Annotated in this window: 17 protein-coding genes and 1 other annotated feature; all 17 genes read right to left on the bottom strand. The window is 38.1% G+C overall.

Annotated features, from left to right (window positions below; translation table 11 throughout):
• Positions 1-15 precede the first annotated feature (15 nt).
• Complete coding sequence (locus tag LC455_RS12770; protein WP_263297768.1) at positions 16-657, bottom strand: helix-turn-helix transcriptional regulator; 642 nt, start codon at positions 655-657, stop codon at positions 16-18.
• A gap of 145 nt (positions 658-802) precedes the next feature.
• Positions 803-2,185, bottom strand: a complete 1,383-nt coding sequence (locus LC455_RS12765; protein ID WP_223591333.1) for a glycine--tRNA ligase — start codon at positions 2,183-2,185, stop codon at positions 803-805.
• Between the two features lie 65 nt (positions 2,186-2,250).
• Positions 2,251-2,438 (bottom strand) — a binding site (T-box leader).
• 49 nt (positions 2,439-2,487) lie between these two features.
• Complete coding sequence (gene recO / locus LC455_RS12760; protein ID WP_223591331.1) at positions 2,488-3,240, bottom strand: DNA repair protein RecO; 753 nt, start codon at positions 3,238-3,240, stop codon at positions 2,488-2,490.
• A gap of 34 nt (positions 3,241-3,274) precedes the next feature.
• Positions 3,275-3,418: a YqzL family protein gene (locus tag LC455_RS12755; RefSeq protein ID WP_223591330.1), complete on the bottom strand. Its 144-nt coding sequence runs from the start codon at positions 3,416-3,418 to the stop codon at positions 3,275-3,277.
• Positions 3,419-3,578: 160 nt separating this feature from the next.
• Positions 3,579-4,502: a GTPase Era gene (gene era / locus LC455_RS12750; protein WP_223591328.1), complete on the bottom strand. Its 924-nt coding sequence runs from the start codon at positions 4,500-4,502 to the stop codon at positions 3,579-3,581.
• Positions 4,492-4,893 carry a cytidine deaminase gene (locus LC455_RS12745; protein WP_223591327.1) on the bottom strand — a complete coding sequence of 134 codons (402 nt, stop codon included), beginning with the start codon at positions 4,891-4,893 and terminating at the stop codon, positions 4,492-4,494. The genes era and LC455_RS12745 overlap by 11 nt, the downstream gene beginning before the upstream one ends.
• Before the next feature lie 203 nt (positions 4,894-5,096).
• Positions 5,097-5,483: a diacylglycerol kinase family protein gene (locus LC455_RS12740; protein ID WP_223591326.1), complete on the bottom strand. Its 387-nt coding sequence runs from the start codon at positions 5,481-5,483 to the stop codon at positions 5,097-5,099.
• Complete coding sequence (gene ybeY / locus LC455_RS12735; RefSeq protein ID WP_223591325.1) at positions 5,461-5,931, bottom strand: rRNA maturation RNase YbeY; 471 nt, start codon at positions 5,929-5,931, stop codon at positions 5,461-5,463. The genes LC455_RS12740 and ybeY overlap by 23 nt, the downstream gene beginning before the upstream one ends.
• Entirely contained in the window at positions 5,928-8,099 is a 2,172-nt protein-coding gene (locus LC455_RS12730; RefSeq protein ID WP_223591324.1) for an HD family phosphohydrolase, read from the bottom strand. Before LC455_RS12730 ends, ybeY begins: the two co-directional genes overlap by 4 nt.
• 172 nt (positions 8,100-8,271) lie before the next feature.
• Positions 8,272-9,240, bottom strand: a complete 969-nt coding sequence (locus LC455_RS12725) for a PhoH family protein (protein WP_223591323.1) — start codon at positions 9,238-9,240, stop codon at positions 8,272-8,274.
• The gene (yqfD, locus tag LC455_RS12720; RefSeq protein ID WP_223591322.1) at positions 9,237-10,433 is read right to left on the bottom strand and encodes a sporulation protein YqfD; all 1,197 of its coding nucleotides are present in this window, start codon (positions 10,431-10,433) and stop codon (positions 9,237-9,239) included. The genes LC455_RS12725 and yqfD overlap by 4 nt, the downstream gene beginning before the upstream one ends.
• The gene (yqfC, locus tag LC455_RS12715) at positions 10,430-10,732 is read right to left on the bottom strand and encodes a sporulation protein YqfC (protein WP_223591321.1); all 303 of its coding nucleotides are present in this window, start codon (positions 10,730-10,732) and stop codon (positions 10,430-10,432) included. Before yqfC ends, yqfD begins: the two co-directional genes overlap by 4 nt.
• An 81-nt stretch (positions 10,733-10,813) precedes the next feature.
• The gene (locus LC455_RS12710; protein WP_223591320.1) at positions 10,814-11,278 is read right to left on the bottom strand and encodes a hypothetical protein; all 465 of its coding nucleotides are present in this window, start codon (positions 11,276-11,278) and stop codon (positions 10,814-10,816) included.
• A gap of 21 nt (positions 11,279-11,299) precedes the next feature.
• Positions 11,300-12,289 (bottom strand): flotillin-like protein FloA, encoded by a 990-nt coding sequence (floA, locus tag LC455_RS12705; protein ID WP_223591318.1) that lies wholly within the window; start codon positions 12,287-12,289, stop codon positions 11,300-11,302.
• Between the two features lie 17 nt (positions 12,290-12,306).
• Positions 12,307-12,942 (bottom strand): NfeD family protein, encoded by a 636-nt coding sequence (locus LC455_RS12700; RefSeq protein WP_223591317.1) that lies wholly within the window; start codon positions 12,940-12,942, stop codon positions 12,307-12,309.
• Positions 12,943-13,068: 126 nt separating this feature from the next.
• Positions 13,069-13,515, bottom strand: a complete 447-nt coding sequence (locus tag LC455_RS12695; RefSeq protein WP_223591316.1) for a GatB/YqeY domain-containing protein — start codon at positions 13,513-13,515, stop codon at positions 13,069-13,071.
• Between the two features lie 14 nt (positions 13,516-13,529).
• Positions 13,530-13,703, bottom strand: coding sequence for a 30S ribosomal protein S21 (gene rpsU, locus LC455_RS12690; RefSeq protein ID WP_007087607.1), 174 nt, complete (start codon positions 13,701-13,703; stop codon positions 13,530-13,532).
• Between the last annotated feature and the right edge of the window lie 207 nt (positions 13,704-13,910).

Below are 13,910 nucleotides of genomic sequence, written 5' to 3'. Positions count from 1 at the left end.
AATCCACCCCTCTTTTTATTCATCACCTAATGTAACAAAGGCCTTTGTTATGTTTGTTTTCGTTATTCGGCCTATTACTTCAAAACCTTTATCGGATTTTCTAACTACTGGTAAGGCATCAATTTGTTTTTCAATTAATTTTTTAGCAATATCGATTAAAAGATCATCACGTTCACACATGGTAATATTCGGCATTCTAGTCATGATGATATTGACCGGGATGGTGGAAAGCTCTTGTTTTCCGATACTTGCCCGAAGCAAATCTTTTCTCGATAGCACCCCAACTAATGAGGAGTTATGGTCCACTACAAATAATGTTCCCACATCTTCAAGGAACATTGTGCAAATAGCATCATAGACGGAAACATTTTCGCTTACCACAACAGGAATGGACTGATAATCCTTAACATAAATTTTTTGCAGATTTTCAGTCAGCAGCTGTGCTCCAGATTTCCCAGTATAAAAATATCCGACTCGCGGCCTGGCATCTAAATAGCCTGCCATTGTTAAAATGGCGAGGTCAGGTCTTAATGTGGCTCTTGTCAAGCTTAATTGATCGGCGATATGCTCACCTGTTATCGGTCCTTTTTCCTTTACTATTTGCAGAATATGTTCCTGGCGCTTAGTCAGTTCGATTGTGCTCACCACCTTATACATAATCGTTATACTTTTATAACAATATTATATACTAGTTAATTTTCTTTTGAAATTAATTCAGTGGTTAAAATAAACATTAAAGGTGCGGATGCCCGCACCTTTTTCATTGTCCAGCTACAGCGCCTAGGCGCTGTAGCCTTTCTTTTTAAAACACCATTTTCTCCTGTAGGAAGCTGACAAGTTCTGAAATCGGAATACGTGTTTGCTCCATTGTGTCACGGTTACGTACCGTTACCATTTGATCTTCTTTGGAATCAAAGTCATAAGTGATACAGAACGGTGTTCCAATTTCATCATGACGGCGATATCGTTTACCAATTGATCCCGCTTCATCGTAATCCACTGAAAAATGCTTAGATAATGCAGCAAAAACCTCTCTCGCCTCATCCGATAATTTTTTCGATAACGGTAATACCGCTGCCTTAAATGGTGCTAATGCCGGATGAAAATGCATGACTGTTCTTGTTGTGCCGTCCTCAAGCTGTTCTTCATCATAAGCATCGATTAAGAAAGCTAAAGTTACACGGTCTGCACCTAAAGATGGCTCAATACAGAACGGAATATATCTTTCATTTGTTTCAGGATCAATATAGTTGAAATCTTCTCCTGAGAACTCCATATGCTGTTTCAAATCGTAATCCGTTCTTGAAGCCACACCCCATAACTCTCCCCATCCAAATGGGAATTTAAATTCAAAATCGGTTGTAGCATTACTGTAATGAGAAAGTTCATCCTCAGAGTGATCTCTAAGTCTTAAATTTTCTTTATTAAGCCCCAATGAAAGCAGCCATTGTTCAGCAAATTGCTTCCAATAGTCAAACCATTTTAATTCCTCACCAGGCTTACAGAAAAACTCAAGCTCCATCTGTTCGAATTCTCTTGTTCGGAATGTAAAATTACCTGGTGTAATCTCATTGCGGAAGCTTTTTCCAATTTGTGCGATACCAAATGGCAGCTTCTTTCTCATTGTCCGCTGCACATTTTTAAAGTTAACAAAAATACCTTGAGCAGTCTCTGGGCGTAAGAAAATTTCATTCGTGCTTGATTCAGTCACACCTTGGAAGGTTTTAAACATAAGATTGAATTGGCGAATTCCAGTAAAGTCATGGCTTCCGCAGTCTGGACAGGCGATATTATGCTCTTTTACCAGCTCTTCCATTTTTGAAAAAGGCAGGCCGTCTACAACCATTTCGATTCCTTTTTCTTCAAGGGCATTTTCAATTAATTTATCAGCTCGGTGACGGGCTTTACAATTTTTACAGTCAATCATCGGGTCATTAAAGTTACCGATGTGTCCAGATGCTTCCCAAGTCCGCGGGTTCATCAAGATACTTGCGTCCAAACCGACGTTGTATGGTGACTCTTGAACAAACTTTTTCCACCAGGCCTGCTTGATATTATTTTTAAATTCAACGCCTAATGGGCCGTAATCCCAAGTGTTTGCTAATCCGCCGTAGATTTCTGATCCCGGAAAAATAAATCCTCTGTGTTTTGCGTGCGATACAATTTGCTCCATTGTTACTTTCATTTTAAAAGCTCCTTTAATAGTTTTTTCTGCAAATAAAAAACTCCCGACCCTATGCTTACAATAAGCATAGGGACGAGAGTTACCCGCGGTTCCACCCTATTTGCTGCTAAATTAGCAGCCTCCTTAAAATGTGTTGATCAACACATGATATTGCTCAGGAACGCCTTCGTTAGTGCCCTATCCCCTAGCTTCCACTGTCCTAGGTTCGCTTTTATAGAGTTTACTAAGTACTACTCTCCATCAACGCAATTATTAATTTTAAAGAAAATATTAACTAAAAGTAGAAAAAATGTCAACAGAAACTATAATAAATTGCGAAATTGGGCCATAGAATTGAGAAACTTCTTGGTTTTAAGATGCAGACCAGAATATTCTTCATAATAGGCAGTGATTACATTTTTTAATTCTGCTTTCGTTTCTTCTTTTACAGAAATATTCCCTAACCTAGAAAGATCAAAATAATAAAATAGCCGTAATATTTTCACTGCCGCTGGTGATAATTTAAAATGGTACGGATCTTTTTCAAGGCATCGGTGGCAAATAAATCCGCCTTCACGAATGGAAAAAGAAAAATGCCCGTCTGTACTGCCGCAAACGGAACATTGATTTAACACCGGATACAATCCCATCACATTTAACATTTTCATTTCATAAATATTCATAAGAATATCCGGGTCATAGCCTTCATTCATATAATTGAGTGTTTGATAAAGCAGTTCAAAATGAAAAGGGTTAGGTTTCTTTTCCTCTGTACATTTATCAGTTAATTCGACAATATAACTTGCATAAGCAGTTAAGAAAATATCCTCGCCAATGGAACGCATAGAAGAAATCATTTCACCCTGCTGCATGCTGCCTAATCCAGAACCTTTTTGAACTAGAAAATAACCATGAGTGAAAAGCTGGGTAATGGAAGAAAGGCGGCTATTTGGCTTCTTTGCACCCCTAGCCATTACGCCAACCTTTCCCCATTCCCTCGTATATATTGTTACAATTTTATTTGTTTCACCATAATCTGTTGTTCTAATGACGATGCCTTCACACTTCTGAAGCATAAATGTCACCTTCTAAAGAGCGCGAAAGACTTGCTTATGAAACGGGAAAATCTATTTGTGCTAGCTCTTCATTAAGATTACCGGGTATTTCTTGGTTTTCCTTCTCAAGCTCTTTAAAGAGAAGATATGTGTCAATATTCCCTGTCTGGGTAAATACTTTCCACGTAAAATCCATCATCGAAAACCCCACCTTTCATTATTTAGACTAGCCTAAAGTTCAATCCCAAACCTTACATTTATCATAGCCTGCCTGCGCAAAAATCATAAGACGAAAAAATTGTTAATGTTGTCCATGCATAATCTTGTCGATTGATTAATATTTTAGTTAAGGTTATTCATCAGTATTCATCTTCATTAAAGCCATAATCACGAAGCTGGGACATCTTATTGCGCCAGTCTTTCTGAACCTTTACCCATAATTCTAAAAACACCTTAGACCCTAGAAGATTTTCAATATCTACGCGAGCCCGCTTTCCGATTTCCTTTAACATGCTGCCTTTTTTTCCAATGATAATACCTTTCTGTGAATCCCTTTCCACAATGACTGTTGCCATGACATGAATTATATCCTTACCTTCTTGACGCTCCATTTTGTCTAATACAACAGCTAAGGAGTGTGGAATTTCTTCTCTAGTCAGGTGAAGTGCTTTTTCCCTGATTAGTTCGGTAATGATGAATCGTTCCGGATGATCTGTAACTTGGTCTGCAGGATAGTATTGCGGCCCCTCAGGTAAAAAGGACTTAATTTGCGTAAGCAAACGCTCAACATTATTACCTTCTAGTGCAGATATCGGCACTATTTCTTCAAAGTTATATTTTTCCTTATACGATTCAATAATCGGCAATAAATCATCAGGATGAATTTGATCAATTTTATTTATTACAAGAAAGATTGGAGTGCTTACGGTTTGAAACTTTTCAAGGATAAATTCTTCACCACGGCCAAATCCCTCTTCAGCGTTTACCATAAAAAGAATTAAATCAACTTCTTTTAATGTATTTTGTGCAACTTTCATCATAAAATCGCCCAATTTGTGTTTTGGTTTATGAATACCTGGTGTATCAATAAAAACCATTTGAGTATCTGAAAGTGTAAGGACGCCTTGAATCTTGTTGCGGGTTGTCTGCGGCTTATCGCTCATAATAGCAATTTTTTGACCAATCACCCGATTAAGAAACGTTGATTTTCCGACATTAGGCCGGCCGATAATCGAAATAAACCCAGATTTATAACCTTTATTTGTAATGGTATTATTTTGCATGCAGATCCTCCGGTGAAAAAGCGCCAGGCAATAAATCTTCGACAGTCATTTCTTGAATATCACCTTTTAGATTTGTTAAAACCACTCTCATCTCTTTTGTGCATAATTCCGAAATAACCTGCCTGCATGCCCCGCATGGAGAACAAGGCCGCTCAGTATCGGCAACAACAGCCAGCATTTGAAAATCCCTATCCCCTTCTGAAAGCGCTTTAAAAAGGGCAGTCCGTTCTGCGCAGTTACACATACTATAGGCAGCATTCTCTATATTACAGCCCTTATATACTTTTCCATCTGTTGTTAATAATGCTGCTCCTACACCAAACTTCGAATAAGGAACATAGGCTTTTTCTCTTGCATTTTTTGCTTCTTCAATTAGTTGAACAATGTTCACTAGTTTTTCTTCCTTTCCAGCAGAAACCTGCTGTGTCTTTATTTTACATTAAAAATCAGAGAAAATCATTAGTTGTAAATAAAAAGTAATAAAAAATTTTAAAAAGTTAGAATTTTCTCATAAATGTATTTGTCTTAAAAATTTCTTGTTGATTAGTCATTTTACCGAAATAAATTTCCCTTTTCAAATCCGTCCCTCGATGGTTAAAAAAGACTTAATAAATACGGTAAAAAGATTACTATCCCAATTATGACCGAAAGTATAGCATACACAAAAACTGCTCCTGCTGCCAAATCTTTCGCTTGTTTTGCCAGTGGGTGATATTCTAAGGTTGCCAAGTCAACAACCCGTTCTATTGCGGTATTCATAAGCTCAAGCGCAAACATGCCGCCTATTGAAATAAGAACAAACAACCACTCGATCTTTGTAATAGAAAAGAAATACGAAAAGAATAAAACAACTATCGAGCTAATAGCATGAATCCGCATATTTCGCTCCGATTTAAGAGCAGTCAAGATTCCAGTAATCGCATAGGTAAATGACCGGATTAATGGAATAATCTTTTTCTTATCTAATGAGTCCATATTCATTTAAAATATCCTTTTGCAGCGTGAACATTTCTTTTTCTTCTTCCTCGGTCATATGGTCATAACCCAATAGGTGCAAGAATCCATGCACAGCTAAAAAGCCAAGCTCGCGCAAAAAATCGTGTCCATATTCTTCTGCCTGCTCTTTTGCTTTTGGAACGGAGATGATGATATCTCCTAACACACGAGGCATATCAGCCCCAATCAAAGCGACTTCACCTTCTCCCATCTCCTCCATTGCGAAAGAGATAACATCTGTTGGAGCATCCTTATCCCGATATTCACGGTTAATTTCATGAATTCGCTCATTTGAAACAAAAGTGACGGATACTTCACTATGTTCTTCAATGTTTTGTTTATTAGCCGCAAAATTTATTAGTCTCTCTATTTCAAGCATTTGCTCGTCTGATAATTCATTCGTTTCATCAACACTATCAATAAGTAATGTCATGCTTGCTTCACCTTCTTATTCATTTCTGGATATTCGATCCTGGAATGGAAAATTCCCTTCAATGTTTCACACAGAGTGTGAGAAACGATTTCAATCTCCTTCATTGTGATATCACATTCGATTAACTGGCCATCCTGCAGGCGGTCGGCAACTATTTTCTTGACTAACGACTCAATTATTTCCGGCGTAGGTTGTGATAAAGATCGGACAGCCGCTTCCACGCTGTCGGCGATGCCAACTACAGCAGATTCTTTTGTCTGAGCTTTAGGGCCAGGATAACGAAATTCCTCTTCTTTTATCTCTTCACCATTTTGATTCGCCTTATGATAAAAAAATTTCAATAGCGTTGTACCATGATGCTGCTCGGCGATATCAATAAGTTCTTTTGGCATATGGTATTTCCTCAAAATATTTGAACCATCAATGACATGGGCAATAATGATTTGTGCACTTTTTTCCGGCGGCAAACGATCATGGGGATTGTCATGATGCATTTGATTTTCTATAAAGAAGTTTGGCCTTTTGGTTTTACCAATATCATGATAATAGCTTCCGACCCTTGCTAAAAGCCCATTTGCACCAATTGCTTCACAAGCAGATTCTGCTAAATTAGCGACCATCACACTATGATGATATGTACCTGGTGCCTCCATTAAAATCTTTCTAAGGAGTGGATGATTGGGATTAGATAATTCAATTAACCGCATAGTCGATAAAATTCCAAAACTTGTTTCAAAGAACGGAAGTAATCCAATTGTCAGTACGGCTGAACCAATTCCTGAAATTAGGGCGGTAATAAAATAGTACCCATATTCCAGTCCGGTAAATTGCCCATTTGGAATATACATCAAAGCCAAAATAGTCAATAAATTAACAATGGCTGCAAATGAACCCGCTTGGAGAATTTTTGAGCGCTGATTTTGATTTGTCAAAAACAGGATACCTGCTAAAGCACTAAAGAGAATATAAATTCCCACCGAAAAGTTAAGTGAGCCAGTCACACCCTCATTAAATAAAATACTTCCGCAAACAGCAAAAATGATCGCCATCAGGATTGCCAGCTTCTCATCAATTAATATTTTAATCAGCATTCCCCCCATTGCAGCAGGGAATAGATAACCAATCCAAGAATAATTATATACTTGGAGCATGCTAATAATTTTCAAAATAAAAATCGAAAGAGTGAAAATCATTCCGTACAATAACAAATAGGTTTGCCTTTTATCCGGTGCAATTTTCATTTGATAAAAATAATAATAGATGCCAGAAAGAATAATCGCAATTAATACCATTAGACCGATGTATGGTTTAAAGGATTTTTCATTATTAATTAAACCCACGAGCTTTAATTGTCGATAAATATCCTGGTTTATCAGTTCGCCCTCTTCCACAATAATTTGCCCCTGAAGAATTTTTACAGGCTCTACACTTTCTGCTGCCTGCTGTCTTAGCTCCTCTGTCGCAACAGGATCATAAAATTCGTTTTGAATGACCGCATATCTTCCCAGTTCGATCGCAGCAAGCCGTAAATTATCGTTCAAAGCCGAAAATTTTAGTTCCTCTTCCACTCTTTTCTTTGCATTTTCAACATCATCAGCAGAAATTCTTTTATTCATTACATTATTAATGGCTGTAACGGTCAAATCCTTTGCAATCGATAACTCATCATGCCCAGCTTGTACTAAAGCAGAAAAAACTTGATCAGAAAGATCCTTAGTCACATTAGGAGTTAATTTCCCTTTTAATCTTGTTACTTTTTCTTCAACACTAGGTTCTGAAATGGCAGGCTGCTCGTCAGTTGCTGCCGCTTCTTGTTTCTTCATTTCATCTTTAACTTCATCATCTACTTCAATTGCGGATTGGAAGATAGAAGTAATTAAATCCACTCGGTTTTGCGTATATTCCTTTTTTAAGGCATATACATCCTGAACTTGATCAAGAGCATCTTTTCGTTTGTTTTCAGTAGATTTCTTGTCCTCGACGGTTCCTGGGGAACGAATAGTTTTTTCAGCAACAGAAAACAAGCTTAAATCCACTTTTTCAGGCTTTACATTACTAAACAGGGCGGTATATAACACAGCCCCTAAAACCAGAAAAAATAGAACTCGAAAAAAGGTTAAATCGAGCAGCTTCCTTATCCGTATGAAGTATTGCTGCAGTTTATCCAACCAAATCCCTCCAACCACGGCCAATGAAAATTCTGTTTCAATGAGTTTTCAACTGAATTTAGTTAAAAGTACACGTTATGTAAAATGATAACAGTTTTTCTGTCAAGTTTCATCTTTTTATAAAAATCAAAAAGGGATAAACCTTTACCGGTGCATCCCTTTAATGAATGGATTAGTTTTGTTTTGCCTTTTTTTCATAAGCATCGATGATTTTTGCAACCAGAGGATGACGGACAACGTCACTCTGCTCTAAAAAGACAAAGGATAGTCCCTTTACATTTAGGAGGATCTCTTCGGCCATAATTAAGCCGGATTTCGCTCCTTTGGGTAGATCTATTTGTGTTTGATCGCCGGTAATAACCATTTTAGATCCAAAGCCCAATCTGGTTAAAAACATTTTCATTTGTGCGTGAGTGGTATTCTGAGCCTCGTCTAAAATAACAAATGCATCATCCAATGTACGCCCTCTCATATAGGCTAATGGAGCAATTTCAATGGTTCCGCGCTCTATTAACCTTTGTGTATGTTCTGCACCTAATACGTCATGCAAAGCATCATAAAGAGGTCTTAAATAAGGGTCGACCTTCTCTTTTAAATCTCCGGGAAGGAATCCAAGGCTTTCCCCTGCTTCAACAGCTGGCCTTGTTAAGATAATTTTATTTACTTGCCCATTCTTAAGGGCATTGACTGCCATCACAACGGCAAGGTATGTTTTCCCTGTTCCTGCTGGGCCAATACCAAACACCAAGTCATTTTTCTTAATAGCCGTAACATACTGCAGCTGTCCCAGCGTTTTAATTCTTATTGTTTTCCCTTTTACGTTTTTAGCAATTTCTTCATCATACAAATTTACAAAATAATCGAGCGTTCCCTTATTTGCCATTTCGATGGCATAGATAACATCCCTCTGGCTAATGTTAATCCCCTTTCGGATGACAAACATTAAGCGATCTAGAATTTGCCCGGCCAAGGATACCTTGTCCTCATCACCTGACAAACTTACGGATTCGCCTCTAGTGATGATCGAAACGCCAAGCTCCTGCTCAATGATTTTTAAATTTTGATCAGAATTTCCTAGCAGCATAATTGCCTCTGCAGGATTTTCAAGCTGTACATTGATCGTTGTTAATTTTTCTGTCATTCATGAGTCTCCTTGGAAATCGGTGCCCCGACTGCAATGTTTTCTATTATCTTAAAATGGATATCTAGTATAACCTTACCATTTTTAATTGCTTTGTGTAAAATTTTTTCATCTTTAATGATAGCATCTTCATCTAATTGACTTTTTATTTGTTTTTTAGCCAGCTCTAGTGCATTTTGTTCAGCCTCTTCATTCGTATAGGTTCGTGTGAATTCTTCTCGTTCCCGAATTGTTTTATGAATATAGGAAACAGGAAGCTCCCATTTTAAGAAATGAATTTTATGAACATTCTTTTCCGTTTCGAACTTTTTAAAGCCATGTTCTCCAAAGCCCCAAATAGGGACTTCTAACTTCCCAAATGAAAGATAATACTTTTGTTTTTCTTTCCCATTAAAAACATTAAAATTCGTTTTAAAAGGGAGCTCTACATGGCTTTTATACCAGGTTTCTCCCCAAACCTCACCTTGAGCAGAAACTAACTCCGGATTTAGGCCATCTTCACCGATTATTCCGGATACTAATAGTTGTCCCGCCTCCACATGGTCATTCATATCCACGACCTTTTGGCCATATTCTATATCCATTTTTACAATGATAGCCTTCTTTTTCGCGATTAGGTTCTGAGGTGATAATTGTTCCTGCTTTTTCGGCTCGTTTTTTTCCACCACTTGCAGGTGGTAGGTTGTCCCGTTTAATTCCACACCAACCCATGTAAGGTCGCCAACATTATTGGTTAACCGTCTTTGAATTCCTTCCACATTATCGACAAAAAACTGGAGCTTGCCAATCTTTACACCCATCTTGTCCAATTCTTTACGAATCTGATATTCAGTAGCTGGTTTTGCTCCTTTTATCTCTATTCCCCATATAACATTAGATAAAAGCAAAAGGATGAACAGAAAAATTCCTGCCCCAATTAAAAATCCGCTGTTTTTTAATAATCTTTTAAAAAGAAAAGGGACGCCGCTTCTTTGCAAAAAGGAAATGTTACACTCACTATGTCTCGCAAAGTGCCTGATATTCTTAGCATCCTCGAGTCTCATTTTAAAGGTAATGGTCTCTGTACCATGCCTCTTAATATTCCAAATATGCAAACCGTTTCTGGCTAATATATTTAAAAAACGTTCAACCCCCTTTCCTGAGACTTTTACCGTTACTCTGCCAAATATAAATTCTATCCACTGGTTCTTCATTTTGCTCCTCCCGGATTATCAGTTATATATATGACCTGATCGATTTTCCCTTCGAGTAACACCTCTTCAGGTAAAAACGTTTTAATAACGAAGGATTTTCCTTTTATCAATAATTGCCCTTGCTTTAAAAGCAAGCGGAGCTCTTTGTCTGTGTATGCAAGCAAGCCGCGATGATTCTCTATATAAATATGAATCTGCCCAATCATAGTGATACGGGGTAAATCCATCATTACATCTTGAGGAAGATCCATTTTTTTAGCCATCCAATTTCGGACTTTCTGGCCCCATTTTTTCGCCATAAAAAAAGAACCCCCTTTCATCTCATATGTATGAAATGAAATAGGGTTCTAGCACATTTTTCTCCAATAAGATGGATTGTTTTATTCGGTTTCAGCCTGCCTTTTCCTTGAGAAATATGGTTTCCTCGACCGGGGTTCTCCAAGGATTTCGGACCAGATTATGCCGTTGATGATTGAGTTTGGATTAAGGGTCTCAAATTCTGGTTCACCATCATTATCTAAAGCAGTGTATAAAGGGTCTTTAGGTTTTTCTTTCTTTAGTTTTCCTTGACTAGCTGGATTCGTAAATCCTTTTTGGATGACTGCCGATTCCTGTTTAATTTGTTGATAATTTTTTTCTATATCCTGTTTTTTTGGCTGATGAGAATTCTTTTTCTCTTGAACAGGATGTATTCTTTGATCCGTTTCATTCTGGAATAGGTTTCTAAGCTCATCTAAAGTATTCATGGTAAATGATTTGTTTTTTATTGGCAGCTTTTTCCCCTTTTTCTTGCCAAATATCGAGGAGAGAATCCCAATTATTATTAAAAAAACTAAAGTTTCCATACTACCGCCTCCTTTATTTTTTTAGCGGTCGTCTTTCTTCTCACCTGTAATTTTACCGATGGAGCCCCTCATATCGGTATCAGCCGAAATATTTTTAATGTTCATATAATCCATCACACCAATATTTCCAGATTTAAGCGCTTCTGCCATCGCGAGAGGGACCTCTGCTTCGGCTTCCACTACTTTCGCTCTCATTTCCTGGACTTTTGCCTTCATTTCCTGCTCTTGAGCCACAGCCATTGCCCGGCGTTCCTCTGCTTTTGCCTGAGCTATTTTCTTATCGGCTTCGGCTTGTTCTGTTTGTAATTCTGCACCAATATTCTTGCCGATATCTACATCTGCGATATCAATTGAAAGGATTTCAAAGGCCGTTCCAGCATCCAGACCTTTGGAAAGAACCGTTTGAGAAATCAAATCCGGATTTTCTAAAACTTTGCTATGGCTGTCCGATGAACCAATTGTTGATACAACCCCTTCACCTACACGGGCAACAACTGTTTCTTCACCTGCACCACCAACAAGTCGATCAATATTAGCTCTAACGGTAATTCTTGCTTTTGCTTTTACTTCAATCCCATTCATCGCCACACCAGCAATAAATGGTGTTTCAATCACCTTTGGATTAACACTCATTTGCACCGCTTCTAAAACATCACGTCCAGCCAGGTCAATTGCGGCACAACGTTCGAAGCTTAATTCAATATTTGCCCGGTGTGCTGCTATAAGAGCATTCACCACTCGGTCAACGTTTCCGCCGGCCAGATAATGGCTTTCAAGCTGATTAGTCGTAACATTTAGACCTGCTTTATGAGCTTTAATAAGCGGATTGACCACTTTACTTGGGGTTACCCTTCTTAAGCGCATCCCGACCAATGTAAAAATGCTAATCCGGACACCTGCTGCAAGGGCTGATACCCAAAGCATTACTGGGACAAATGATAGTAAAATTCCTAAAAAAATTAAGACCACAACTACAAGGGCAATAATAAAGATTGTTCCATTTGTGACCATTTTCCAAACCCTCCTAATTATTCGATTTCCCTTACTACAATCCGGGCCCCTTCGACTTTAATCACTTTTACGGTGGCATTTTGCTCAATAAACCCACCCTCACTCACGACATCAATTCGTTCATTCTGAATGATGACTGTTCCGGCAGGCCGTAATATCGTCAGAGCAATGCCCTCCTTACCAATTAAATCGGTACGGTTAATATTGGAAACATACCCATCCTCTTTTCTAGCTGACTCTGACAAAACCATTCGATTAAAAAGGACGAGTTTTTTGCCAAAGATCTTGATCATCAAAAAGAAAACAAGAATTGAAATGAAAATGGCGATTAAGATGGATACTCCCATCTGTAAGGCATTTTCCCCTGCTAAAAAGAGACTTAAAATTAAGGCTGCGACACCCAAAGTCCCTGAAATAGCTCCAGGCAGGAAAAACTCTAAAAAGATTAGAAGTATTCCTCCGGCAAATAAGATCAATGTACCGAATCCGGCATATCCCGCTTGGAAATGCCCATAAAAGAATATTAGCAGCGCCAATACACCTATGAAGCCAGCCACACCAAACTTCGCTGAAAAAAGCTCTAAAACAATTCCAACGCCCGCTATTGTTAAAAGAACAGTAATCACAATCGGGTCAGTAAGAAACTCAATCATACTTGGGCCCCCTTTCTTTCTATATAGCCGTTATTAATCAATACGTAGGTATGTTAGAAAAGTTTCACTATTAATAAAATTAAAAGACCACAAGCTCTTTAGCTTGTGGTCTTCTTGTCAGAATACTTATGAAAGGTGTTGTTGTACAAATTTATTTACAAGTGATCCATCTGCTTTGCCCTTTACTTTAGGCATAATCGCAGCCATCACTTTTCCCATATCCGCTTTTGATTTTGCGCCGACTTCAGAAATCGTTTGTGCAACAATTTCTGACAGCTCTTCTTCAGAAAGCTGTTTCGGTAAATACAGCTCGACAACTGCTAGTTCTGCACGCAATTTTTCAACTAGGTCTTGACGACCAGCCTTATCAAATTCATGGAGGGAGTCTTTGCGTTGTTTTACTTCGCGAGAAAGGACCGTTAACTCCACATCTTCGGATAGTTCTTTTACTCCAAGCTTAATGGCTTCATTTTGCAATGAAGATTTAACCATCCGAATAACAGAGAGTTTGTCTTTTTCCTTGTTTTTCATCGCTTGTTTCATGTCATTATTTAAACGCTCGAGAAGACTCATGATTACACCCTCTCTTAAAACTTACGTTTTCTTGCTGCTTCAGACTTTTTCTTACGTTTTACACTTGGCTTTTCGTAGAATTCGCGCTTTCTTGCCTCTTGCAAAGTACCAGTTTTTGATACTGTACGTTTGAAGCGACGAAGAGCATCTTCAAGCGATTCGTTTTTACGAACGACGGTTTTAGACATTCTCTTTCCCTCCCTCCGAAACACAACACACTTACATTCAATCCATGTACCTTGCAATTATAATATAACCTTGATACAAGGTCAACTGAAATTCGCAGTGTAAAAAATGCTTTTTATTTTTTATGCATGTTTAAAACAAAATTATCATAGCCTGTCTTTATTTTTCCAGCAAGGTGGCATGTCCCTTCATCAGCGGCCATACAATGA

This window comes from Neobacillus bataviensis (assembly GCF_019969725.1).
Note: the sequence above shows the minus strand (reverse complement) of the source record. Positions and strands in the feature narration are given on the sequence as shown.

Coding starts and splice junctions, on each gene's coding strand:
- LC455_RS12770 (WP_263297768.1), bottom strand. CDS start 657: ATGTATAAGGTGGTGAGCACAATCGAACTGACTAAGCGCCAGGAACAT.
- LC455_RS12725 (WP_223591323.1), bottom strand. CDS start 9,240: ATGACAGAAAAATTAACAACGATCAATGTACAGCTTGAAAATCCTGCA.
- ybeY (WP_223591325.1), bottom strand. CDS start 5,931: ATGACATTACTTATTGATAGTGTTGATGAAACGAATGAATTATCAGAC.
- LC455_RS12740 (WP_223591326.1), bottom strand. CDS start 5,483: ATGAATATGGACTCATTAGATAAGAAAAAGATTATTCCATTAATCCGG.
- yqfC (WP_223591321.1), bottom strand. CDS start 10,732: ATGGCGAAAAAATGGGGCCAGAAAGTCCGAAATTGGATGGCTAAAAAA.
- LC455_RS12700 (WP_223591317.1), bottom strand. CDS start 12,942: ATGATTGAGTTTCTTACTGACCCGATTGTGATTACTGTTCTTTTAACA.
- rpsU (WP_007087607.1), bottom strand. CDS start 13,703: ATGTCTAAAACCGTCGTTCGTAAAAACGAATCGCTTGAAGATGCTCTT.
- yqfD (WP_223591322.1), bottom strand. CDS start 10,433: ATGAAGAACCAGTGGATAGAATTTATATTTGGCAGAGTAACGGTAAAA.
- LC455_RS12765 (WP_223591333.1), bottom strand. CDS start 2,185: ATGAAAGTAACAATGGAGCAAATTGTATCGCACGCAAAACACAGAGGA.
- LC455_RS12695 (WP_223591316.1), bottom strand. CDS start 13,515: ATGAGTCTTCTCGAGCGTTTAAATAATGACATGAAACAAGCGATGAAA.
- recO (WP_223591331.1), bottom strand. CDS start 3,240: ATGCTTCAGAAGTGTGAAGGCATCGTCATTAGAACAACAGATTATGGT.
- LC455_RS12755 (WP_223591330.1), bottom strand. CDS start 3,418: ATGATGGATTTTACGTGGAAAGTATTTACCCAGACAGGGAATATTGAC.
- LC455_RS12710 (WP_223591320.1), bottom strand. CDS start 11,278: ATGGAAACTTTAGTTTTTTTAATAATAATTGGGATTCTCTCCTCGATA.
- era (WP_223591328.1), bottom strand. CDS start 4,502: ATGCAAAATAATACCATTACAAATAAAGGTTATAAATCTGGGTTTATT.
- floA (WP_223591318.1), bottom strand. CDS start 12,289: ATGGTCACAAATGGAACAATCTTTATTATTGCCCTTGTAGTTGTGGTC.